This is a genomic window from Halomonas sp. ISL-56 (genome assembly GCF_018612805.1).
GTDB lineage: Bacteria > Pseudomonadota > Gammaproteobacteria > Pseudomonadales > Halomonadaceae > Vreelandella.
The window spans coordinates 301,866-323,589 of record NZ_JAGGRO010000005.1 but is presented as its reverse complement, the minus strand read 5'-3'; the positions used below and the strand labels follow the sequence as shown (position 1 = coordinate 323,589).

At 34.3% G+C, this 21,724-nt stretch carries 30 protein-coding genes and 1 pseudogene; 21 read left to right on the top strand and 10 right to left on the bottom strand.

Going from position 1 to position 21,724, the window contains the following annotated elements:
* Positions 1-196: 196 nt before the first annotated feature.
* Entirely contained in the window at positions 197-1,357 is a 1,161-nt protein-coding gene (locus J7J49_RS05125) for a tyrosine-type recombinase/integrase (protein ID WP_215090748.1), read from the top strand.
* A 57-nt stretch (positions 1,358-1,414) separates the two neighbouring features.
* Here the strand turns inward: J7J49_RS05125 and J7J49_RS05120 are convergent, their stop codons facing one another.
* The 3 genes from J7J49_RS05120 to J7J49_RS05110 are packed head-to-tail and all read right to left on the bottom strand — an operon-like array spanning position 1,415 to position 2,681.
* Positions 1,415-1,738 (bottom strand): hypothetical protein, encoded by a 324-nt coding sequence (locus J7J49_RS05120; RefSeq protein ID WP_215090746.1) that lies wholly within the window; start codon positions 1,736-1,738, stop codon positions 1,415-1,417.
* A gap of 31 nt (positions 1,739-1,769) precedes the next feature.
* Positions 1,770-1,964, bottom strand: coding sequence for a helix-turn-helix domain-containing protein (locus J7J49_RS22760; RefSeq protein WP_215090744.1), 195 nt, complete (start codon positions 1,962-1,964; stop codon positions 1,770-1,772).
* A gap of 48 nt (positions 1,965-2,012) precedes the next feature.
* On the bottom strand, positions 2,013-2,681 hold the full coding sequence (locus tag J7J49_RS05110) for a hypothetical protein (protein WP_215090742.1): 669 nt from the start codon (positions 2,679-2,681) through the stop codon (positions 2,013-2,015).
* A 236-nt stretch (positions 2,682-2,917) separates the two neighbouring features.
* Between J7J49_RS05110 and J7J49_RS05105 the strand changes: the two genes are divergently transcribed.
* Positions 2,918-3,421 carry a crossover junction endodeoxyribonuclease RuvC gene (locus J7J49_RS05105; protein WP_215090740.1) on the top strand — a complete coding sequence of 168 codons (504 nt, stop codon included), beginning with the start codon at positions 2,918-2,920 and terminating at the stop codon, positions 3,419-3,421.
* Positions 3,422-3,471: 50 nt separating this feature from the next.
* Entirely contained in the window at positions 3,472-3,852 is a 381-nt protein-coding gene (locus J7J49_RS05100) for a histone-like nucleoid-structuring protein, MvaT/MvaU family (protein ID WP_215090738.1), read from the top strand.
* A gap of 59 nt (positions 3,853-3,911) precedes the next feature.
* Here the strand turns inward: J7J49_RS05100 and J7J49_RS05095 are convergent, their stop codons facing one another.
* From J7J49_RS05095 to J7J49_RS05065, 7 genes are all read right to left on the bottom strand, one after another.
* Positions 3,912-4,439, bottom strand: coding sequence for a hypothetical protein (locus tag J7J49_RS05095; RefSeq protein WP_215090736.1), 528 nt, complete (start codon positions 4,437-4,439; stop codon positions 3,912-3,914).
* Between the two features lie 394 nt (positions 4,440-4,833).
* Positions 4,834-5,355 carry a hypothetical protein gene (locus tag J7J49_RS05090; protein WP_215090734.1) on the bottom strand — a complete coding sequence of 174 codons (522 nt, stop codon included), beginning with the start codon at positions 5,353-5,355 and terminating at the stop codon, positions 4,834-4,836.
* Between the two features lie 56 nt (positions 5,356-5,411).
* The gene (locus J7J49_RS05085; RefSeq protein ID WP_215090732.1) at positions 5,412-5,915 is read right to left on the bottom strand and encodes a hypothetical protein; all 504 of its coding nucleotides are present in this window, start codon (positions 5,913-5,915) and stop codon (positions 5,412-5,414) included.
* Between the two features lie 12 nt (positions 5,916-5,927).
* Positions 5,928-6,500, bottom strand: a complete 573-nt coding sequence (locus J7J49_RS05080; protein WP_215090731.1) for a hypothetical protein — start codon at positions 6,498-6,500, stop codon at positions 5,928-5,930.
* Positions 6,501-6,589: 89 nt separating this feature from the next.
* Positions 6,590-6,841, bottom strand: a complete 252-nt coding sequence (locus J7J49_RS05075; RefSeq protein ID WP_215090729.1) for a glutaredoxin family protein — start codon at positions 6,839-6,841, stop codon at positions 6,590-6,592.
* A gap of 138 nt (positions 6,842-6,979) precedes the next feature.
* Positions 6,980-7,144 carry a hypothetical protein gene (locus tag J7J49_RS05070; RefSeq protein WP_215090727.1) on the bottom strand — a complete coding sequence of 55 codons (165 nt, stop codon included), beginning with the start codon at positions 7,142-7,144 and terminating at the stop codon, positions 6,980-6,982.
* Between the two features lie 17 nt (positions 7,145-7,161).
* A complete protein-coding gene (locus J7J49_RS05065) occupies positions 7,162-8,679 on the bottom strand; it encodes a DEAD/DEAH box helicase family protein (protein ID WP_215090725.1) in 1,518 nt (505 codons plus the stop codon).
* Positions 8,680-9,834: 1,155 nt separating this feature from the next.
* On the opposite strand from J7J49_RS05065, the gene J7J49_RS05060 reads away from it, so the two are divergent.
* The 18 genes and pseudogenes from J7J49_RS05060 to J7J49_RS04980 all read left to right on the top strand — a co-directional run bounded on the left by J7J49_RS05060 (position 9,835) and on the right by J7J49_RS04980 (position 21,722).
* A complete protein-coding gene (locus J7J49_RS05060; RefSeq protein ID WP_215090724.1) occupies positions 9,835-10,287 on the top strand; it encodes a hypothetical protein in 453 nt (150 codons plus the stop codon).
* A 76-nt stretch (positions 10,288-10,363) separates the two neighbouring features.
* Positions 10,364-10,915 (top strand): hypothetical protein, encoded by a 552-nt coding sequence (locus J7J49_RS05055; RefSeq protein WP_215090722.1) that lies wholly within the window; start codon positions 10,364-10,366, stop codon positions 10,913-10,915.
* On the top strand, positions 10,908-11,297 hold the full coding sequence (locus J7J49_RS05050) for a hypothetical protein (RefSeq protein WP_215090720.1): 390 nt from the start codon (positions 10,908-10,910) through the stop codon (positions 11,295-11,297). The genes J7J49_RS05055 and J7J49_RS05050 overlap by 8 nt, the downstream gene beginning before the upstream one ends.
* Positions 11,298-11,889: 592 nt before the next feature.
* A complete protein-coding gene (locus J7J49_RS05045; protein WP_215090718.1) occupies positions 11,890-12,093 on the top strand; it encodes a hypothetical protein in 204 nt (67 codons plus the stop codon).
* Positions 12,094-12,131: 38 nt separating this feature from the next.
* Positions 12,132-12,605, top strand: a complete 474-nt coding sequence (locus tag J7J49_RS05040; protein WP_215090716.1) for a lysozyme — start codon at positions 12,132-12,134, stop codon at positions 12,603-12,605.
* 166 nt (positions 12,606-12,771) lie between these two features.
* On the top strand, positions 12,772-13,317 hold the full coding sequence (locus J7J49_RS05035; protein ID WP_215090714.1) for a hypothetical protein: 546 nt from the start codon (positions 12,772-12,774) through the stop codon (positions 13,315-13,317).
* Positions 13,307-13,654 (top strand): HNH endonuclease signature motif containing protein, encoded by a 348-nt coding sequence (locus tag J7J49_RS05030; RefSeq protein ID WP_215090712.1) that lies wholly within the window; start codon positions 13,307-13,309, stop codon positions 13,652-13,654. Before J7J49_RS05035 ends, J7J49_RS05030 begins: the two co-directional genes overlap by 11 nt.
* A gap of 16 nt (positions 13,655-13,670) precedes the next feature.
* On the top strand, positions 13,671-13,853 hold the full coding sequence (locus tag J7J49_RS05025; RefSeq protein WP_215090710.1) for a hypothetical protein: 183 nt from the start codon (positions 13,671-13,673) through the stop codon (positions 13,851-13,853).
* A 305-nt stretch (positions 13,854-14,158) separates the two neighbouring features.
* Positions 14,159-14,629 carry a phage terminase small subunit P27 family gene (locus J7J49_RS05020; protein ID WP_215090709.1) on the top strand — a complete coding sequence of 157 codons (471 nt, stop codon included), beginning with the start codon at positions 14,159-14,161 and terminating at the stop codon, positions 14,627-14,629.
* A gap of 5 nt (positions 14,630-14,634) precedes the next feature.
* On the top strand, positions 14,635-16,365 hold the full coding sequence (locus J7J49_RS05015) for a terminase large subunit (RefSeq protein ID WP_215090707.1): 1,731 nt from the start codon (positions 14,635-14,637) through the stop codon (positions 16,363-16,365).
* Positions 16,366-16,427: 62 nt separating this feature from the next.
* Positions 16,428-16,883 (top strand): annotated as a pseudogene (locus J7J49_RS22440) (HK97 family phage prohead protease); the annotation flags it as partial.
* 210 nt (positions 16,884-17,093) lie between these two features.
* The gene (locus J7J49_RS22435; RefSeq protein WP_285222405.1) at positions 17,094-18,398 is read left to right on the top strand and encodes a phage major capsid protein; all 1,305 of its coding nucleotides are present in this window, start codon (positions 17,094-17,096) and stop codon (positions 18,396-18,398) included.
* Between the two features lie 131 nt (positions 18,399-18,529).
* On the top strand, positions 18,530-18,745 hold the full coding sequence (locus J7J49_RS05005) for a hypothetical protein (RefSeq protein WP_215090704.1): 216 nt from the start codon (positions 18,530-18,532) through the stop codon (positions 18,743-18,745).
* 26 nt (positions 18,746-18,771) lie between these two features.
* The gene (locus J7J49_RS05000; protein ID WP_215090701.1) at positions 18,772-20,154 is read left to right on the top strand and encodes a phage portal protein; all 1,383 of its coding nucleotides are present in this window, start codon (positions 18,772-18,774) and stop codon (positions 20,152-20,154) included.
* A 1-nt stretch (position 20,155) separates the two neighbouring features.
* On the top strand, positions 20,156-20,623 hold the full coding sequence (locus J7J49_RS04995; protein WP_215090699.1) for a hypothetical protein: 468 nt from the start codon (positions 20,156-20,158) through the stop codon (positions 20,621-20,623).
* 2 nt (positions 20,624-20,625) lie between these two features.
* Positions 20,626-20,937 carry a head-tail connector protein gene (locus J7J49_RS04990; RefSeq protein WP_215090697.1) on the top strand — a complete coding sequence of 104 codons (312 nt, stop codon included), beginning with the start codon at positions 20,626-20,628 and terminating at the stop codon, positions 20,935-20,937.
* Positions 20,930-21,280 carry a phage head closure protein gene (locus J7J49_RS04985; RefSeq protein ID WP_215090695.1) on the top strand — a complete coding sequence of 117 codons (351 nt, stop codon included), beginning with the start codon at positions 20,930-20,932 and terminating at the stop codon, positions 21,278-21,280. The genes J7J49_RS04990 and J7J49_RS04985 overlap by 8 nt, the downstream gene beginning before the upstream one ends.
* Entirely contained in the window at positions 21,273-21,722 is a 450-nt protein-coding gene (locus tag J7J49_RS04980; protein WP_215090693.1) for an HK97-gp10 family putative phage morphogenesis protein, read from the top strand. Before J7J49_RS04985 ends, J7J49_RS04980 begins: the two co-directional genes overlap by 8 nt.
* Positions 21,723-21,724 lie beyond the last annotated feature (2 nt).

Here is a 21,724-nt window from a genome sequence, read left to right as displayed (position 1 = left end):
GATTGAAACAGTTACCCAGACATAGGGCAACATCATGCAACACTAAATTCGTACCTAAGCTATTGAAAACAAAATAAATTCTAAATTATCATGTCTCTAAGTGTAGTTTGTGTAGTTGTACATCTTGATAAAATTGGGGTACATTTGGGGTACAAAACCCGGTGGTGATCCTTAAAATTTCGATGGGGTACAACAGATGACACAGCTAACAGCTACACAAATTAAAAATCTTAAAGCCACTGAGAAAGACTATCGTTTACATGATGGTAATGGTCTGTATCTTCTAGTCAGAAAAACAGGAAAGAAAACGTTTCTGCATCGCGTGAGAAAGCCGAAAGATACATTCCATAAAATTGGAAATTATCCAGCGGTTTCATTAGCTGAAGCACGTGCTTATGTTTCAGATAAGATTAAACGCAAAGATCAAGAGGATTCTTTAATAGCAGTAATTGATGATACGTTTGTCGATGTAGCTGAAAAATGGTTTAATGAAGAAAAAGATAGCTGGTCTGAAAGTTATGCGAATCGTGTTCGTCTTATGATCGATAGAGATATATATGCACGTATTAAAAATAAAAAGATAGCACGTGTTACAAGTAAAGACGTTTATCTAATAATGAATGATTTAAGCGAACAAGATAAAAAGCATGTAGCAAATAAAGTTAAAAGTATTATTCACTCAATTTTCAAATATGCGATACGTAATTTAAGATGTGAATCAGACCCGACTTTAGCAGTTGACACTATTAAAACCAAAAAGACACAACATTCAGTAGCATTAAAACATCATGAGCTAACACGACTTTTTCAAGAATATGAAAACTCTAAAGCGAAAAGAGTAACAATTCTTGCTAATAGGTTTTTAGCATTAACGATGATGAGAACAATTGAGCTTTGCGAAACGAAATGGAATGATATCGATTTTAAAGAAAATATTATAATGATAGGCGGGGATCGAATGAAGAAAGAAATTCCGCATGTAGTCCCGCTTTCAACACAAGCTTTAGATGTTTTAGAAGAAATGAAGCAATATTCATCAAATAGTGAATATGTGTTTCCGAACGCTCTAGATAATAGCAAGCCCATGCGTACAAAAACTGTATATTCATCTATAACAAAATACAGAAAATGGCTAACAGATTTGAGTTTTGGCCCGCACGGATACCGAGCAACAGCAAGTACAATGTTAAATCAGAAAGGGTTTCGTTCTGATATCATCGAAAAACAATTAGCACATTCGACAAAAGATAAAGTTCGTGGTTCATACAATCATGCTGACTATCTTGATGAAAGAAGAAAAATGTTGCAAAGCTGGGGAGACTATATTGAAAATATATTGAATGAAGTGGTTGAGTAAAATGGTTGATAGTGAATCATTATTGAAAAAGCCCCGCTAGGGGCTTTTTCATGTTGGTCAATCTTTATTAAGATTATCTAACATTGTTTCTATTTCACGTTCACTCTTTACTAAATTTTGAATAAATTCATTAAAGCCGATGGGTGCAAAATAGTGAAATGCTCCCCGCGTCGTACCATAATAATATTTTTCTACACAATCAGCGTTATTCCATAAATACGTCAATACACTTTTACCGACATCCACTTCACCGACCCTTTCACGAATTTTTGTTTTGCGGCGCAGGCACTGATGCGGCCATTCATTATTAATATAATCAATATGATTTTCTACAATATCTCGATCCGTAAGTTTCTTTTTAGCTTTCTTTTTAGTTGTCATGTTTGCTATCCGTTTTTTGTGATATAAGTAGTTATGTGCGTTTACTTAGTATATAATTCAACACATCTTCTTTATTAAACCGCTTACCGAATCCAAATTCGTAAACCGCTGGGAATTCTGAATCTTCTAAAATTAAGCGGTAGACTGTCGATCTATGCACAGATAAAAGTTTTGCTGTTTCAGTTACTGTCAATAATGTTATATCGCCCACATTAGTATCATCCATTTTGAATTTATATTAGTGTCACGCCAAGGCGTGACACACTTTTAGTTGTTAAAATTGCTCAATAACTCTTATATTAAATTCACATTCGTTAAGTGCCGAATCAAAACTGTTTTTCATTTCATCACTGGTTTTTAAATGATTTAATATACAAAATCTAATCTGCATTTTAGTAAGTTGTGTATCAATGTATCTAGTGTAATTATCTAAATTTATATCCAACACATTCTTAAGCATTTCATAAAAATCGTTTTTTAAAATCTTGACAGAATAAATAAGATCATCATACGAAAAGGTAGTTACACTCGACAAATTAAAGTCTCGTTCAAAACCTAAATCGAGTGTAGACTTGCCTGCCAGAATAATATTAAGTGATAAATCTGAAAATGCTGGTGTTTCAATCTCAAATAACATTTCAAAATCAAAAGTATATGTATATAGTAAAGATTTTAAATTCTGTTTCAACCAGCTTAGCTCACTTGAAAATCCTGTTGTTTCAACCTTTGCTTTTGTATCCAAGAATTTAAAATTTTTAATTTCTAATTTGACATCTTCAATGTTTGGTTGCTTGATGTATTCAGTATTTATAAATTCCACAATATCTTCTAATTCCAATAGGTTTTTAATCCCATTTTTAACAGCAAGCTTTATAGTCGAGTCAGTACCATGTTGTTTATAATGTTGTAGTAAGTCGTTTAGCATTGCATTTTTATTTGTCATTTTTTAAGTTCTCCGTTTTGATTACATATGTATTTATTCCATAATGAAAAAAGTGCCAATTTTAGCCGTTTTTATGCATGTTTTAAACAACTGGTATTAGTTATTGTCTTATAGTGTTCCTAAGTGATGTTTACTGTTATACGCTTATTTCAAAGATGGTCAATCCTTCAGAATTTAGCATTAAATAGACCCGAAATTATTAGCTTAAATAGCCCTACAACTATGGGCGTTTAAGCATGAATAAAAAAATTAATAAAGTTTCAAGAAAGTGTGGGATAGATCAATCACTAACAAAAACAGGTATTGTCATATTCGATAATGATTCTCAAACGATGATTCATCATGAAATTATAGAAACGAAATTAGATAGAACAGATGCTTTAGATAGCTTCAAGCGTGTAGCAGAAATAGCTAGCCGTATAGAATTTTTGTGTGACTTGTACAAAGTCACATCAGTCAGAATTGAAGGGCTTAGCTACGCTAGCGTGGGGCAAGCAACAAGGACGCTAGCAGGACTGCATTACGTCATCGTTGATAGATTGATGCGTGCTAGCATAGATGTTGCTGTGATAGCCCCCACAGCGCTTAAAAAGGCAGCCACTGGCAGCGGCAGGGCTGACAAACAAGCAATGCTTGATGCAGTACGAGAAGATGATCGTGAACAATTGTCAAAATACGGCAAAACTAAAGGACGTTTCGATCTTGCAGACGCTTGGCATCTTGCTTCGTTGTTATTTTGATATTAATATCAAACGTGTGATTGAAATTAATTCAAAATCAGGGTGAGAAAATGTCAGTACTTAGCAATTACATGGAAAAAGAAAAGCTGTTAAAGCAGCTTCAAGAAGAGCTTCAAGCTTTAGAAAATAACAAAGAGCTAAAGCAAGAATTAGAATTTAAAGACGCGCTCACAGCGCTCATGACAGAATATGGGAAAGTATATAAAGACGTTTGTGAAATGCTAGACCCTTCTTACACAGCTTCAAAATCGGGCAAGAAAGCTACAAGCAGTGATGACGGACGCAAAAAACGTACTTTAAAGGTATACAAAAACCCACATACTCAAGAGATTGTTGAAACGAGGGGTGGTAATCATAAAGTAATTCAAAACTGGAAAGCAGAATTTGGCAATGAAGAAGTGGTTAGCTGGATCATTGACGAAAAAGCATAATAGTTAAAACCATATTGAAAAAGCCCCTTAAGGGGCTTTTTCATATTTGTTATAAATTTTCACGGATAAATCAATTTATGTTTTAAAACTGCACGTTCTAACGTTTCAATGCTTTCAAAATCTTTATCAAAGAGCTCTACACCGCATTTGTTTATTAATTCAATGCCTAAGCTTTTATATGCATTCATTAAAATATCTGGATTTTTAATAAGTGTGTATTTTAAAAATTGAGGCGCATGAACAATCAAAAGATCCATCAAAATGGTATTATCAAACGAAGGTATATCTAATGTATCGTTAAAATAATCACTTTTAAATAATTCAAAACCCTCATCAGTGTCATCATATTTTTGATGTTTACATAACAATTTGTTGAAATCAATTTCAACTACTGATTCTGATGATGATAATACGATAGCAGTCGTATCATACAGAAAAATATACAAATATAAAATGGGATTACCATCATGGTTTTTTTCAGTCGAAAAAAAGTCTAGACTATCAATAGTTTTATCATTCAATTTGCGCTTAAATTTTTCGATATAATCTTTATCTATTTTTGCGCCTTGAATTTTTAATGTTTTCATGCTTTCTTGTTCCATTTGTTGTTATAGTTATTTAATATCTTTATGAAAGTGATCAGCTAACATTGCAAGTATATATTTTCGATGCGCTTCCCATATTTTCTCATCTAGATGACTAGATAAAATTTCAGGCATTTCAGCATATGTGAGCCAGAGTTCTAAAGTATCAGCATATGTTAACCCGATTTTCGCACTATGATTTACATGACGTATATCAAATTGAATATAATAGCTAGTCAGGTCTAACGACTGCTTAATCTTATAATCAAATTTTTTCAATTTATTCGGATTGTTCATAGTCAAAATCAACAAAAGATAGATGATGTAAGCATAGCAGAATTTTTATGATCATCTAGTCACCATTGAAAAAGCCCCTAACGGGGCTTTTTCATAAGAATCATGGTGCAATCATTTTTAATTTTCTAAGTTCTCGCTGAAAATATGGATCATCAGCAATTTCATCTTTAATTTCAAAATCCTTAAAAACAGATGCAATTTTATTCATACCAATTTTTTTATACATACATAATACTCTATCGATTGTGTGATACTTTTCATGTAACGTTATTAAAAATTCAGGATTATGAATCATTATTAAATGTACTAACAGTTCTTCACTATCATCAAAGCCATGCAAATTATAAAAGTTACAACCATATTTTTGCAATTCGAGGGGCTTATAAAATGATGTAGAATATTTCTTTAATTTGTACATAGCACTATTTCTAGAATTACCGATCATATGATCTTTCGCAGAGCGACTAACATAAAAATATGCATAATGTATATTATGTTTCACATCACTATCAGATAGAACCATATGTTTAATTTTATTAAAAGTATTTAATTTTATATCATCTTTATACGCTTGAATCTCTTCATCAGTTAATTCGTAGTAGTTGATATCAGATGATTTCATTTTGTTTCTCCGTTTTTTGTTAAGTCGTGTTCTAAAGGTATTTTTCTAATCTAAAATCATGGTGCAATCATTTTCAATTTGTTAAGCTGTTTCTGAAAGTATGCATCTTTCAATATATTTTCATTAATTTGAAAATTCTTATAATGAATTTCAACGTTGTGCATACCTATTTTTTTATAAGCATAAAGCACACGATCTACAGTATGATATTGTTCATGCAGCATTAATAAAAATTCAGGATTGTGAATTAAGATTGTATGAATCATTAGTTCTTCACTGTTATTAAAGCCGTGCCGATTTTCAAATCTAAAACGAAATCTTTTTAATTTAATTGATTTATCCGTAAACATAGTTTTGATTGTTGTATATGCTTTGTTTATAAAAAGATCTCTTGCATGAAATGTGAAATGATCATACGCAAAGTTCAAATCTTTTTTGACGTTATTACGAATTTCTGATTCAGTCACATCATCATTTAAATTTTTAATTTGAAGCTGATCTTTATAATCTTGGATTTCTTCATCAGTTAATTCGTAATAATTAATGTCAGATGCTTTCATTTTTTAAATTCCTTATTGAGTGTATAAAGATGACAGTGATGCATTGTTTGATAAAAATTCTTGCATCGACTTACAACGTTTTTGTTTGTTGTGTGCTGAGAAAAGTGGTTGTAAATTAACTAATGAATGAACCATATTAAAATCTAAAATATTATTCTTAACGCAGGAATTGATTGAAATAATATGATCTAATTCCCATACATCACCGTAATTTTCCCATTTCATCTCACCGACAAACTTACTTTCTAAATGAGCTTTCAATTCAGCTAACGTATAATCAACATGATGAAATGCGTTTACAATGCTATTAATCTCACTATCAATTTTTAAACGTTTCATGGTTTTCAGTTGACGATACATAGAAAGATATAATTTATTAGTCAGCTTGTTATCTAGATCAGAAAAATAATCTTTCATATAATTTTCGTTTGTAGTCCTGAATTTGCTGTTGTCAGCTTTCTTACAAGCTACACATACATCACGCTGTATATAGCGTTCAAACGTCTTACAACGCTTACAAGCGTCCGTGTGAGTGTAGGTTTTAGAATTTAAAGTGGTTGTTGTTTGTTTGTTGTTAGTAGACATATGTAAGTTCTCCGTTTTGCTTACATATGTATTTATGTATTATTGAAAAAAGTGCTAATTTTAGCTGTTTTTATGCATGTTTTTAGAATTCAAACATTGATGCCAAAATGTTGACAAACTTGCTGATAACCCCCAATGAATTTATTTTCTAAAATCACTTGGGGTACTTGCTTAACGACGACTTGAACACCATCATTTGCTGCTGTAAGCGCGTCTATCGCTTGTTGCTTGTTCTCATCAGTAATTAGTATTTCTTCGACATCAACGCCTTTATTTTTCAGTAGTGCTTTCACGCGAACGCAATAACCACAATTTTCTTTTGAATATACAACTGCTTTCATATCTATCCTTATTTTCTAAATGCTGGATATGTATTTATGAAAAGGGGAGAGGGCAGGGTGGTGCAATCATTCGATCAATGATTTTATGAATTATAAGCGAGCATAAGAAAAGCCCCTCAGCGGGGCTTGTTCTATAATTTATTCATCAAGAAGCTTTCCTACCATTTCTGATGTGGTTTTCTGCATATACAAATTGATAACGTCAGTGATAGTCATGTTGTGTTCACGTGCGATATCACCAACACGATCTAGTTCTTTGCGTTCTACAGTAATGTGAATAGTTTTTTTGTTTTCGTTTTTCATATTATTCTCCGATTAGATTAGATTAATTTGATATAAGTTGGATAGAATTCATCCATTATTTCATGATATTTCTTTAAAGATTTATCAGTAATTTTTAGATTGTTTTTGATTTTTGCTTCAAATTTAGATTTAAAATCGTATGCCGATTTAGGAATTGTAGATTTAACATTATCGTTAATGTTGTATGCTTTCATAATACTCAAAATCTGGGGTACATCGTGTTTACTAATAGTTGCGTTAGTGAATGCTTGTTGTAAAAATTCTGCATGTCGCTTATCAGTAACAAACAAGTTAACAACTTTATTTGCATAAGCAGCGGCGCGGTTACGAATACAAGTACGCATGACAAACTGATACGCAAGCAAAACATTTCTATCTCTATCGATTATGTCTCTAGTGATACCAAAAATTGATAGAAACGCAGATGCAACTGATGAATTGGCATTAGCGCTTTGAAATTTAATAGCATGCTGAATAGTGTCATAGTCATTCAAGCCGTGAGGCGCGTTCACAACTTCATAGTTACCTTTAAGTTTGTCTATAGATGAATCATTCATACACGCTATATATTTCTCATTTTGAATAACAGACATAGCATGTTCAAGCATGTAATCAATGATTCCATTGCCCCTTGAGTTTTTCATTTCATCACGGATTTTTGCAGTGAAATTTCTATTGATGTAATAGTGAATGTGAATGTTTTCACGATCATGAGTAAGAGACTTTTCAAGTTCAACAAAGTCATACCCCAAAAATTTCAAAACATGATATGACTCAGTGAAGTGAAAGAAAGCACTTAAGATAGTAACTGATGAGAATTGTTTGAAAATGTCAGGCTTAACAACTGAAACTAAACCGAATTCTGTTGTAGTTGTTTCAGTACCATCGTTTATACTTTCAAATTTTTCAACTGTTTCTTTAGATACGTATGTGTCATGACCTGCGCTTAATAAGAAAGTGAATAATGATTTAAACTTACCCTCTTTATCATTCATGATCGAATCAACTTTCGATTCATCACCGCTCGCTATACCTTTCATTCTGTTATCTAGTTCACGATTAGCAACGACACGATATAAATTAGTATTTGCATCAGCTTTGAAATCAACATAATTTTTGATGTAATTGAAACCATCTTTATAGAATCTAAAATCATGAATTTCATGTGTGTTCATAGCTTCATCAATATAGAGATCGTATTGATCAAGCAGTTTGAAACCATCTCTAACTGCTAAGTTGAATGTTGCATGAGTAGTAATGACAACACGTGATTCACTATCAACCATTTCTTTTAGAAAACGTTTTGTAGATGATGAAGACATTCCTTCTTTCTTATCGTCACGATAAATTAGCTTGATAGATATATCACTATCAATTTCGATAAGCTTTTCTTTCCACTCATTACAGAGGTTTCGTGAAGGAACAATTACGAGGGTTTTGTTTTTAGATTCAGCAATATCAGTACGTGCCTTTGATGATTTACCACTACCCGCGACTGTATTGTATAAATTGATTGTGTTGTTAGATGAGTTCATTTTACATACCTTAATGTTTGATAGAATGATTGTATTTGTATTTAGCTTGTAAAAATAATCTTTATACCCATACATAATTATTTTTATGCTCTGTATACCACTAATACGGGGGCAACAAATTCAATTTCAAGGGTGATGTAAAATAAATTTGCGCGGCCACTATTGCTAGTTAATCACTTAATCTAAAAATGGCGACAATTCCTAATAATACTTCTTAGGAAACCTCGCCAAAAATATAATGTGTAATTAATAGGTGTTGTGATTTGGGTGCTCTATTAATATAAAAACCAACTCATCAATAGAAAAGCAAATGCGTGTCATAGACTGTTTTGAGTGAAACGAGAAACACGTATATGACATGCAGTTGCAAGAGCAATTCGAGATGATGTGAGTGAAACGAACGAATCGAGGATTGATCATCCATTATTGTTATTAATCAATTACTAATGAATTACAAAACAATAATAAGATCGGCTAATTCATTGACTCATTCGTTTCACTCATTCGTAAATGAATAGCACGATGCATACATACACACATCAACGCGCATACACACGCGCATTGCTGCTTAGTATGTATGCTTGTCTTTGACAAATGCGGGTGTTGTATAAACCCATAAAAACAAATAATTCATTTTAATAACATCACATGCATCTATAAGCCATACAAGCCACCAATTAATCGATTTAAAGCCATTCAATACAAAACCCATACCTACGTAGCCAATTACATCTAAACCCACTCATATCGAACTACAGGCATCTATAGAGCTTTTACATACATCACATCACAAGACACATCAGTGATATACAAAACCACTAAAATAATTATCACATGCAATAGTGCGCGCTCAAATTTACTTGTTACAGTGCGCCATCAAATAGAAAAATACCCATACAATCGCCATAACAACCGATTTAAAGCCATTTCGTACAAAACCAATAGGTAGATAGCCAATTCCGTCTAAAGCCACTCAGATCGATGAATTTTCGCTTTAATGTGACTTGTTCAAATAAGACATAATGAGACAAGGCATATAGATTTACATAAATACATATAAGATCTAAACCCCACAATTCAGTCGCATCACAAAACCGAAACAGGTAATTACGTGTAAGACATATAATAATAACTATAATAAGAAGAAACCACATAATGTTCGAGCTACTACTACTTGCAAATATATCTCAGCCCTATTTCATCGCTGCACTTATTGCGGCCTTAGTCCGCATCTTGATACTGCTAAAGCAACCACCACCCCCCCGACCCACTTACGTAGAAATGGGTAGGCAATCAGCGTTAACATTGATCCTTGTTGCATCATCAGAACCTATTGCATTACTTTTATCGATTGATCCAAATTTTGCCACCATCGTGGGTATCTCCGTAGCTCTTCACGGCACCGATTCAGTTGTTTCCTATATTAAGAGCCTGATTAAAACTATTTTACCTGAAAAATTACAGAAAGCGTTTGAAGAGGTGGACAATTTACACAAGCAACAAGAAGCTGAGCGCGTTAACAAAGCACAACTTAAAAAGATAGAAGAGCAAAAGGCCAAAGAGAAACAGGCGGATATTGAAACTGAAAAGGATGATGAGACAATTTAAAAAGAAAGTTGAAGACTAGACAAATCATAAATCGGTGTTCTCATATTATAAATATAACAAAGGAGAGCATTGGACGATGAATAATATTATTACGAAGAAAGAAGCTAAAGCACAGGGGTTGAAAAGGTATTATACTGGTAAGCCCTGTAAACGAGGTCATGTAGCTGAAAGACTTGTTAATAACCGGAGTTGCGTAGAGTGTGATAAAGAACGTTGGAATGATTATCGTCGAGACAATGCAGGGAAAATTAAAGATTATCGTCGAGACAATGCAGAGAAAGCTAAGAAGTATGCCAAAGAATATTATCGAGACAATGTAGATAGAATTAAAGGAAATATGAAAGATTATCAAAAAGAAAATGCAGCTAAGTTCAACTTCCATTCTAAAAACTTTCAACTTAAAGAACGTACTTTAGGCGGTCGATATAATGAAAATATACTGAAATATTATGAAGAGTCAAACAGACTGACGCAAGAGACAGGAATCCAACATAACGTTGACCATATAGTACCCTTGAACGGCGAGAAGGTAAGTGGCTTACATGTCCACTGGAATTTAAGAGTAGTCACCGAGAAAGATAACAAAATAAAATCTAATAAGATAATAGAAGAATTGGTAAATGATTAAAAATATATTAGGCAGTTACAAGTGGATGGGTGTCATTGCTCTAGTTTCTGCTATAGCAATCCAAGAATTTAGAATCAATTCATTTCGTGATGACATACGTGAACAGCAACAAGAACATCAGGAACAGATAATTAAACAGCAGGAAATTCGTTACAATCGAATTGAAAAAGATTTTCAAGATTATATCGAAAATATTAAAGTATTGAATGAGTCACAGCAGCAAATGAAAGAAAGTATAAATATTATTGAACGTAATGCATCCCGCGAAGCTGAAACAATTTCAAAGTGGAATCTTCAAGATTTGATAAAGAAAGATATAGATCATGCTCAAGCGCTAATTGATGAGCATCAACGTTCACTAAATGAATCATTCGATAAGTGATTTAAGATTTATAAATAGATAGACAGATATAGAATTTGTAGTAAAGTAATTTAGTGATTGATATTTTAAAGGGGTATCAATCATTGTTATAAACCTGGGTTCTCCGATTAGTGAATACACATAGTGAGTAGTGATTGAAATTCAAAACTAATTCTTTTTATTGTTAATTTAGATATAATTGAATCCCGCTTAAGCGGGATTCTTTTTGTCTGTAATTTAGTGATGCACATCAATTTAGAAAATAAAAGCTATAAGCATTACAATGACTGTCTATGATTAGATGTAAGCCATTTAAATCCAAAAGTAATAGTAGCATTAGGGGTAACACTAAAACGCTTTAAAACGATGTATAGAGCCGTATAGAACTACTGTACATAGATGTATCAATCAAATACCCATTCAAGCCCCACATCAATCAATATCATACGATTTAAGCCCCTAAGTTCTCTACCCATACCAACATACCAGTAAATAGCTAAAACCTTTTAAATCGATTCATATCCCCATTCTCGCATGTGTCTATCTATCTCTACATCAAAACAAATATAAAAAGAATAAACATAAATAAAGAAAGAAATAGGAGATAACAATAATGGTAGACAATAGCGAATTACTTGCACAGTTAGTTGCAGCACAAACAGAACTAACAATTGTAATCAAAGATCAAACAAGAGCCATCGATGAATTAGTAAGATTGATTGATGAACAGAACGTCATGCTTACGAATCAAGATAATGAAGATGAAGTAAAATCAAAAGAAATAAAATTAATGGATGGTACTGTGTTGAAAGTTTAAAAAGAATAAATATCTGCATCAACAAGGTGCAGATAATAATGTATAACGAAATAGAATTTAAAAGAAAAATAGATGAAGCAGGAATTAATTTCATCAAGCAACATGAAGGTTTTAGTACAACTGCATATAAAGATTCTGCTGGAATTTGGACGATTGGGTATGGCTCTACACGAATTCATGACAGACACGTTAAATCTGATGATGTAGTAACAGAACATCAAGCAATCAATCAAATGATTCAGGATTTAGAAACATTCGAGAATGCAGTAAATGAATCAGTTAAAGTTTATCTATCTCAATCACAATATAATGCATTAGTCTCATTTACATATAATGTGGGTAGTCACGCATTTAAAACATCGACACTACTAAAGAAATTAAATCAATCGGATTATCAAACAGCAGCTAATGAATTTCTAAAGTGGGTTCATGCAGGTGGTCAGAGAATTCAAGGATTAGTGAACAGACGTACTGATGAACGTGCATTGTTTTTGGAAGATATTAAGCAATGAACAGCGGCTTATATAATGAGCTAATGGAATCCGGTGAATATGAATTAGCAGAGATTATTTTACAAAAATTAATGAGAGATAAAGAAGATGACTATAAGTAATTTTGAAGCTTTACAAAATAAGATTTGATGTTCTCATAACTACATAACAACGGAAAACATTTAACATGAATAAGATAATTACAAGAGCAGAAGCTAAGGCGCAAGGATTGAAACGTTATTATACCGGTAAGAAATGTAAGCGCGGTCATTTATCAGAACGCAGAACACAACAAGCGGATTGTATTGCATGTAGAGATATATTAGATAAACAATACAAAATAGATAAGGCTGATAAGATAAAGAAATACAGAATCGATAACGTTGAAAAAATTAAAATAGGCAAAAAGAAATATAGACATAGACACGCTGAAAAGATAAAGGAATATCAAAAGAATAATCGTGCTCAATTTAATCTACATAGAAGTAATTGTGAGTTGCGGGAACGCAATCTAAACAAAAACTGGAATGATCAGATGTTAAGGTACTATGAAGAATCTACTCAACTTACTAAAGAAACAGGTATTAAACATCATGTTGATCATATAGTTCCTATTAATGGTGAAAACGTATCAGGTCTACATGTACCTTGGAATCTACAAGTAATACCCGCTTTTAATAACATCAGTAAAGGAAATAAACTTTTAGAGACAATAATAATATATGACAAGTAATAACAAGAATATAGGAAATGATACAGCAAGGGAGAGATACGGTAAGTTGTATAACTGTAGCCGCTGGAGGAAACTCAGACTACAACAATTAAACAAAGAACCCCTTTGCGCTTACTGTATTCTATTCGATGAGAGATACACACAAGCAACAGTCGTTGATCACGTGATACCTCACAAGGGTAATTTAGAATTAATGTATGATCCTGACAATTTACAATCACTATGTAAGTTTCATCATGACAGCTACAAGCAACGACTAGAAAAACAGGGCGTGAATGCTATCGGCTGTGACATCGACGGTAACCCGCTTAGTCTAGATCATCACTACAACAAATAAAATGGATATTCAAAGCATGAGCATTATCAAGACTAAGATTAAATCATTTGATGCTGAAACTTTTAGTGATGTTTATGTTGATGCAGTTAAGATCACAATGACATTAGATGATAGCTCTACTATAGAGCGCACGTACAAAACGGATGCTATTAAATTTGATACAGACCGCGCGGCTTTTAGCTTTGCATCATTGTTATAACAAACATTATCATTTGCATCCTGTATAATAATTTTAATTTATAAATGTGTCGATTGTCTATAAAAGTGGGGGGATATGTTGTTTCTGTGTATCGAACGCAAGCGAACATCCCACATCCTCATTCGTTTGCATAAAAGCGAAATCTAAACCTAATTTGGCAGCACCTTTTAAGAAATTAGTTAATGTTATCAACAAGTTATAGCAATTTTTAAGATCTTCCAAAGTTACCCACCTTTAAGCTCATTCTTAGCCACCACCTTAATTTCTAATTTCTATAAATACTAATAATTAGGAGATTAGAAAATATGGCGGGACGAAGACCGAAACCCACTGATGTTAAACGTGCTGCTGGAAATCCAGGCGGTAGACCACTTAACGAAAATGAAATCGAAAGCGATGTAATTCAAAATTTTGAACCCCCATCACATCTTTCAGAGAGAGCTAAAGAGGCTTGGCTTCGCATTGTTGAGCATTATTCGCACACTAAAGTAGTGCAGATCACAGACGAAATAGCGCTTGAATCTTTGTGTGAAGTCTACGCAGACATCAGAGAACTACGCGAAGAAATAGCAATTAATGGACGCACGTTTATCAGTACAGATCGCACAGGATCAACACTTATTAAAAGAAATCCTGCTGTAGCTGAATTGTCGGACGCAGACAAGCGCTTGCGCGCTTGGCTTGTAGAGTTCGGATTAACACCATCCTCCCGTTCGAAATTTAACACCGATGGTAGCGCAAAAGGAGATGAAGACCCGCTAGACGAGTTCTTATAATAATAATGAATAAAACACAAATAACAAAAATAGAAAATAATCTGAAATTGTTGGGCAAGAATAATCATCGAACTCATGCTTACGCTTTAGCTGTAGTCAAAAAAGAAATCATAGCTGGACCTGACATAAGGAATGCATGTACTCGCCATCTAGATGACTTATTAAAAGCAAATGAACTCGGTTTCTATTTCGATGAAGAGTCAGCAGAAAGAGTGTTTAGATTCTTTGAAAATGTTTTGAAATTAAACGGCGGTGAATTCGAAAATAAACCTTTCAAATTGCTTGATTGGCAGTGCTTTATTATTGGAAATTTATTCGGGTGGTTACGTACAAACAATGATAAGAGACGCTTTAAAAAGGCGTATATAGAAAGCGGAAAGGGTAGCGGTAAAAGCCCGCTAGCTGCTGGTATTGGACTTTATGGATTGATTGCAGATCGTGAGGGATCGGCAGAGATTTATGCAGCAGCGTCTAAGAAAGATCAAGCCCAGATCTTATTTCGCGACGCTACTAAAATGGTGCAGCAGTCACCGTCTTTAAGTTCTGCAATTCATCTAAGTGGTAAAAATCCAGTATGGAATATGTCGTTCAACGGCGGATTCTTTAAGCCCATTTCATCGGAAGGTGGGCAATCAGGGCCACGACCACACATTGCATTGATCGATGAGCTACATGAACACAAAAGTTCAGACTTAATAGAGATGATGATAGCAGGCACGAAAGGCCGTGAACAACCTTTAATTTTCATGATTACAAACAGCGGTCACGATAGATCATCAGTGTGTTATGAATATCACGATCATTGTAAAAAAATTGCTGCACAAGTAATAAATGATGACACGTTTTTCACTTATATATGTTCCTTGGACAAAGGTGATGACCCGTTCAAAGATGAGTCGTGTTGGGGTAAAGCTAATCCAAGTTTAGGTCATACAATAAAGTATGACTATTTAAAAGAGCAAGTCGATAGCGCACGCGGTATGCCTTCAAAAGAATCTATTGTACGAAGACTTAATTTCTGTGAGTGGGTAGACGCTATAGACCCTTGGATTACTAGCGATGTATTCGAGAAGGTATGGAGTGATTTTAATTATGATGAATTACAGGGATTAGAATGTTATGGCGGTTTGGATTTGTCAGGGACAAAAGATTTAACAGCGCTTGCTTTATATTTTCCTGAAATCCAAAAAGTCATCATTGAGTATTGGACACCTGGCGACACATTAGAAGAGCGCTCACGTAGGGATCACGTACCCTATGCGGCGTGGGTAACACAAAACTTTATGCATGCCCCCAGCGGTCAGAGCGTCGATTATAGAGACATTGCGATACGTCTTGCAGAGTTACAACAGTTATTTGAAATAAAAGCAATAGCATTTGACCCTTACCGCATTTCACATCTAACCCCTTTCCTTGATGAGTTCGCTGTTGATATTGAATTAATTAGTCATGGCCAGGGCTATGGTAAAAGCCAAAACGGCCTCTGGATGCCTCATAGTATTGATTTAATTGAAAAAGATATTCTCGATCAATCAATTACATTTCAAAAGAATCCCGCTACTCGCTGGTGTGTAAGTGGGGCAGTGATAGAAGCAGATCGACAAGACAACAGAATATTCAATAAGAATAAAGCTACCCATCGAATAGATGGAATAGTTGCCGCTGCAATGTCGCGGGGATGTGCAGATAATAAACACACATCAAAGAAAGCTAATGGACAGTTTTTCTTTTTTTAAAAGTATAAATAACTTTATATGAATTAAAAGTATAAATAGAATTAAAGAGAATAATAATAAAAATGGCAAATAAAGCATATTCAATTCTTACAGTTAATAAGAAATACATCGATTCTGAAACAGATGAACGAGTAATAAGCGGTATAGCTACAACTCCATCCCCTGACAGGGTTTTTGATGTAATTGATAGTAACGGTGTTACTTTTCAAAATCCGTTACCTCTTCTATTTCATCATGATCATGAAAAGCCGGTTGGCACTGTTTATTTTGAGAATCCAACTGATGAAGGAATCAAGTTTGTTGCACGTATAGCGAATATTGAAGAAAAAGGAACGCTTAAAGACCGCTGTGATGAGGCTTGGCAATCAGTTAAAGCGGGACTGGTGAGAGGTGTAAGCATCGGTTTTAGACCCACTGGTGAGATGAAAAATATAGAACATGGCGGCATCTTATATACGTCAACTGAAGTATTTGAATTATCGCTAGTCACTATCCCCTGCAATTCAGCAGCAACTATAGAAATTATTAAATCTTACGATAGCGCGTCAGCTAATCAAAAAGATTTAACTACTGCATTAGATAATAATAATGTAGACGTAATTGAAGTACAAGAACAAACAGTAATTGAAAATAAAGAAATTGAAAAAGAAGAAGCGCGTCAGCTTCATGATTTTGAAAAGACTAAATATATAAAAGTTAATTATAATAACAATAAGGAAAATAATAACATGAAATTTGCAGAACAAATTAAAAACATTAAAGCTGCGCGTGCTGACAAAGTTAAATCAATGGAAACTCTTTTAACTAGTGAAGATGCAACTCTAGATGAAGCACAGACTGCACAGTATGAGACTCTAGAAACTGAAGTTAAGTCTCTAGACGCTCAGCTAAAGCGTATTCAAGACTTAGAAAAGATGAGCGCAGAGAATGCTAGTGATGTAGTTGAAACCACTAAATCATATGCACCATCTTCCTTTAATATCAAAAAGCATAAAGATGCAGAACAAGGCGTCGGCTTTGCACGTATCGCTGGCTTAATGGCTGCGACAAAAGGCAATCCCCAACTTGCTGCTGAGATCGCTAAAAAATTCGAAAATACTCCCGCTGTAGCTGAATATTTCAAAGCTAAAGCTGTAGGTATGACTGATAGTGAAGTATGGGGTGGGCCACTCGTTAATGATACTCATCTTGTTGATGAATTTGTTGAATTGCTTCGCCCAGCTACCGTTTTTGGCAAGATTCAAGGTTTTCGCAACGTACCCTTTAATACCAAAATTTCCGTTGCTAACAGCGGCACTAATGCAAACTGGGTTGGTGAAGGTCAAGTAAAACCTAAAACTGGAATGTCTCTTAGTTCTGTATCGTTAGGCTTTGCTAAGATTGCTGCTATTGTACCTATTTCACAAGAACTAGCGCGTTTCTCTACACCATCTGCTGAACTTTTAGTTCGTGACGATCTTGTTAAAGAAATCGCTAGCCGCATCGATGATACTCTATTTGATGCTACTCAAGCTGAAACCGCTGATGTACCTGCATCACTTTTGAACGGTGTAACTGCAATTCCGCTAGATAATACATTAAGTTTTGTAGATGCAATCGATAAAGCAGCAAGCACTATAATTGCGACATTCTCAGAATATGGCGGTTTCGAGGGTTGTTACTTTGTAATGTCTGAAATTTCTGCAATTAATTTGGGAATGATGAAAGACGCCATGGGCCGTCCTGTATATGAGGGCATGCAAGGACTTATTAATAATCAACGTACTCTATTTGGTCTGCCTGTAGTTACTAGTAACTCAGCTACACTTCAAACTAAAGTTGTTCTGATGCGTCCTAGTGATATCTTAGTTGCAGATGAGGGCGGTGTTGATCTTAGCGTTAATGATTCAGCATCTTATACTAATACCGCTGGGGATCTAGTAAGCGCATGGGAAAATAACTTAGTGCTAATTCGCGCAGAACGTTACATTCGCTGGAAGAAAGCACGCGCTACAGCAGCAGCTTATATTGATCTAACTTATATTCCTGCATAATAGTAATAACAAAAATAATAATAAGTAAGTAATAACATTTGCCCAGCCTTAAGGCTGGGCATTTTTATATCTGAAATTTATAAATAAAGGAATTAAAAAGCATAAATAACAATAATACAGGAATAATGATAATGAAATTTAAACTACTTAAAGATGCGCCTCATATGGGTAAGAAAGGTGATATTGTAAATGTGAACAATAAGCAACACATTGCAATTATGAAATTTAATAATTACATCAATGACGAATATAAAGAAACAAATAATGAAGATGTAAAAGAACCTGACACAAAACCAAAAACTAAACGTACAACTAAAAAAACAAATTCAGATAGCGATTCAAAATAAAAATAATAATAAAGGAATTATAATAAATGTTTAAAAGAATAAAGAAAATGTTCGCTACTGATGTGACAAGTACTAGTGTTTCAAATAATAGCAATATGTTTGATCGGGTGCTTAGTACTAACAGCACAAAGAATATTTCATATGATGATATCGTTTTGTCTGATGTCTTGTTCAGTTGTATCACAATGATAACTAATGACATTTCTAAACTGCCACTTAATTTAATAGAAAATGATGCAGGCATTCAATCAGTTGTTAATGCGAATAACGATTATAACAAAGTTCTTAATAAGCCCAACGAATTTCAAAATATTCAACAATTTTTAGCAAATTGGGCGATGGCAAAGCTAAAAACGGGTAACACATACGTACTTAAAAACTATGTGGGTAATACTGTTAAGTCTTTATATGTATTAGATTCAGATAGAGTAACAGTAGCAGTAACCCCCAATGGTGAAATTTTCTATAAGTATCGCGTTGATACTGCACGTAATCTTGTTGATTTGAGTAATATCATTGAAGAATCTGAAGATAAAAGCACTGTAATAATTCCTTCGCGTTACATCATACACGACCGCTTTAATTGCTTAAATCATCCCCTTTTAGGCGTAAGCCCAATCGCTGCATGTATGTTAGCAGCAACGCAGAACGTGAGAATACAACAATTCGCTGATGCCTTTTTCAAAAATAATGCACGTCCAGGCGGTATTTTAGTTGTTGAAAATTTAGATGAAGAAAAAGCTAAGAAAGTCGAAGAGGCATGGCGCACTAAATTCAGCGGCGGTGGAAGTGGTCAATTAGCTGTGTTTGGTGATGATGTGAAGTACACAGATTTATCAAATTCGGGAATGTCTGCACTTGATGCACAACTAGTTGAACAGTTCGCAATGTCAGCATCTAGTATTTGTCGTGTGTTTCATATAGCCCCATTCTTAGTTGGTGTTGGTGCATTCCCAACTGTCAATAATGTAGAGTCGATGAGTCAATCTTACTATTCACAGACGCTACAGACGCTTTTAGAAAGTATTGAATTGTCATTAAGTGAAGGGTTAGGTATCGGTAAGACATCAAATTCAAATCTATCAGTGTCGTTTGATCTTGATGCACTGTTACGAATGGATATGCAAAGTAAAGTCACAACGCTTACAACTGCTACAAGCAGCGGCATTATGGCCCCTAACGAAGCCCGTGCACGCTTAAATTTGAAACCCGTTGACGGTGGTGATACGCCGTATTTACAGCAACAGAATTACAGTTTATCAGCGCTTAACAAGCGGGATCAGCAAGAAGATGCATTTGCTACTAAGACACTTACACATAGTACAACTGAAACAAACAGTATTAATAAGAATTTTAATGATGATGAAGACGTAACGGATTATATGCTGTCTTTTTTGAGAGAACAATAATATGAAATTTGATGTAGAAAAGTTAATGAACGGCTTACGTTCGTATATTGACAAGACAATAAGTACAGATAAAGAACTGCTGGTTAAAACTATAGAATCTCAAGCTGCTGTTATCAATGAGCTAAAATTAAAAGTTGATGAGCTTGAAAGCACTGAATCAGTATTTGAAATTGATGAATCTCAAATAACAGACATTATCAATAAGCTGTTACTAGATACCCAGACAATGCCAGACATTAATTTTGAATTTGATGGTGAACGTACTTTATCAGTTACTGTAAATGATCAAGTGAAAACATTTGAAATTCCAGCACAAATATATCAAGGCGTCCATATAGAAAACGAAGAATATCATAAAGGCGATACAGTGACCCATCAAGGGGCTTTGTGGCATTGCAAACAAATAACAACTGAAAAGCCTGGGCAATCAGAACACTGGCAATTAGCTGTGAAAAGTGGGAGAAAATAAAAATGGAATTAAAATATATTACGTTAGAACAGTTAAAGCATCACATAATTGTTGATCATAATTTAGACGATATGATTATCACTTTACATGCATGCGCTGCTGAACAAATTTTAGAAAATTATGTAACTGAATCAGTGTATCAAGACGACGAAGAAACAATTGTTAAACCCAATTTCATAGCAGCAATAGCTGTATATTCTGCAATTCTTTATCGAAACCGTGATGAAACGGATTTGAATAATAAAAATTCTAGGGGTTTACCTCAAGCAGTTACATCACTTATTTCAAATTTAAGGAGTCCAACTGTTGTCTAATAATAACAATGCTGCAAAATATATGCATGTCATCACTATACAGAAAAAAACCACAGTGAAAGATCCGCGAACAGGCGAGGTCACAACTAGCTGGATTGATCATCTTAAAGACATAAGAGCTAACGTTCATTTTCTCAGTGCTACTGAAAGAATGGCTGCAAGCGCATTACAAACACAAATAACAGCACGTATAGAAATTCGATACAGAACAGACAGCATTGATTCATCAATGCGCATTGTTCATAAAAACAAATATTATGATATTCACGGCGTAATACCCGACAACGATAACGGCTTAAAGTGGCTCACAATGCCCGTTTCAGAGGGCGTAATAGGTGAGTAACAATAATAATAATGGAAATCTAAACGGCACAGTTGACGTATTGAAGCGCTTATCAGAGCTAAAAGAATCACAGATCGTAACGGCGACACGAACAGCAGGACGTAAAGCAATGAAAATCGTTGCTGATGACGCAGCACGAACAGCATCATCTTTTGATAACTCAGATACCGCAGCATCGATAGCAGAAAATATAGCTATCAAAACGAGCTATTCCCGCGTGTCAGGTGATTTAACAATTAAAGTCGGTGTATTGGGCGGTGCAAGATATCGTCGCGGTGACAAAGAAAAGGGAATTACAAGCTATTGGCGTTATGTCGAATTCGGCACTGAACATTCAGCAGCACAGCCATTTTTGAGGCCAGCGATTGATAACAATCATCAGCAAGTTTTTCAAACATTTATGAACGAATTAAGAGCAGGTATTAACAGAAGGTTAAATTAAAA

Bases quoted from the DNA above. Each gene is read 5' to 3' on its own strand.
- J7J49_RS05025 (WP_215090710.1), top strand. From the start codon at position 13,671: ATGAGCATTATCAAGACTAAGATTAAATCATTTGATGCTGAAACTTTT.
- J7J49_RS05065 (WP_215090725.1), bottom strand. From the start codon at position 8,679: ATGAACTCATCTAACAACACAATCAATTTATACAATACAGTCGCGGGT.
- J7J49_RS05020 (WP_215090709.1), top strand. From the start codon at position 14,159: ATGGCGGGACGAAGACCGAAACCCACTGATGTTAAACGTGCTGCTGGA.
- J7J49_RS05095 (WP_215090736.1), bottom strand. From the start codon at position 4,439: ATGAAAACATTAAAAATTCAAGGCGCAAAAATAGATAAAGATTATATC.
- J7J49_RS05040 (WP_215090716.1), top strand. From the start codon at position 12,132: ATGTATAACGAAATAGAATTTAAAAGAAAAATAGATGAAGCAGGAATT.
- J7J49_RS05015 (WP_215090707.1), top strand. From the start codon at position 14,635: ATGAATAAAACACAAATAACAAAAATAGAAAATAATCTGAAATTGTTG.
- J7J49_RS05100 (WP_215090738.1), top strand. From the start codon at position 3,472: ATGTCAGTACTTAGCAATTACATGGAAAAAGAAAAGCTGTTAAAGCAG.
- J7J49_RS05125 (WP_215090748.1), top strand. From the start codon at position 197: ATGACACAGCTAACAGCTACACAAATTAAAAATCTTAAAGCCACTGAG.
- J7J49_RS05005 (WP_215090704.1), top strand. From the start codon at position 18,530: ATGAAATTTAAACTACTTAAAGATGCGCCTCATATGGGTAAGAAAGGT.
- J7J49_RS05000 (WP_215090701.1), top strand. From the start codon at position 18,772: ATGTTTAAAAGAATAAAGAAAATGTTCGCTACTGATGTGACAAGTACT.
- J7J49_RS05075 (WP_215090729.1), bottom strand. From the start codon at position 6,841: ATGAAAGCAGTTGTATATTCAAAAGAAAATTGTGGTTATTGCGTTCGC.
- J7J49_RS04990 (WP_215090697.1), top strand. From the start codon at position 20,626: ATGGAATTAAAATATATTACGTTAGAACAGTTAAAGCATCACATAATT.
- J7J49_RS05090 (WP_215090734.1), bottom strand. From the start codon at position 5,355: ATGAAATCATCTGATATCAACTACTACGAATTAACTGATGAAGAGATT.
- J7J49_RS05080 (WP_215090731.1), bottom strand. From the start codon at position 6,500: ATGTCTACTAACAACAAACAAACAACAACCACTTTAAATTCTAAAACC.
- J7J49_RS05085 (WP_215090732.1), bottom strand. From the start codon at position 5,915: ATGAAAGCATCTGACATTAATTATTACGAATTAACTGATGAAGAAATC.
- J7J49_RS05110 (WP_215090742.1), bottom strand. From the start codon at position 2,681: ATGACAAATAAAAATGCAATGCTAAACGACTTACTACAACATTATAAA.
- J7J49_RS05035 (WP_215090714.1), top strand. From the start codon at position 12,772: ATGAATAAGATAATTACAAGAGCAGAAGCTAAGGCGCAAGGATTGAAA.
- J7J49_RS22435 (WP_285222405.1), top strand. From the start codon at position 17,094: ATGAAATTTGCAGAACAAATTAAAAACATTAAAGCTGCGCGTGCTGAC.
- J7J49_RS05030 (WP_215090712.1), top strand. From the start codon at position 13,307: ATGACAAGTAATAACAAGAATATAGGAAATGATACAGCAAGGGAGAGA.
- J7J49_RS05070 (WP_215090727.1), bottom strand. From the start codon at position 7,144: ATGAAAAACGAAAACAAAAAAACTATTCACATTACTGTAGAACGCAAA.
- J7J49_RS05045 (WP_215090718.1), top strand. From the start codon at position 11,890: ATGGTAGACAATAGCGAATTACTTGCACAGTTAGTTGCAGCACAAACA.
- J7J49_RS05055 (WP_215090722.1), top strand. From the start codon at position 10,364: ATGAATAATATTATTACGAAGAAAGAAGCTAAAGCACAGGGGTTGAAA.
- J7J49_RS05120 (WP_215090746.1), bottom strand. From the start codon at position 1,738: ATGACAACTAAAAAGAAAGCTAAAAAGAAACTTACGGATCGAGATATT.
- J7J49_RS05050 (WP_215090720.1), top strand. From the start codon at position 10,908: ATGATTAAAAATATATTAGGCAGTTACAAGTGGATGGGTGTCATTGCT.
- J7J49_RS04995 (WP_215090699.1), top strand. From the start codon at position 20,156: ATGAAATTTGATGTAGAAAAGTTAATGAACGGCTTACGTTCGTATATT.
- J7J49_RS05060 (WP_215090724.1), top strand. From the start codon at position 9,835: ATGTTCGAGCTACTACTACTTGCAAATATATCTCAGCCCTATTTCATC.
- J7J49_RS05105 (WP_215090740.1), top strand. From the start codon at position 2,918: ATGAATAAAAAAATTAATAAAGTTTCAAGAAAGTGTGGGATAGATCAA.
- J7J49_RS22760 (WP_215090744.1), bottom strand. From the start codon at position 1,964: ATGGATGATACTAATGTGGGCGATATAACATTATTGACAGTAACTGAA.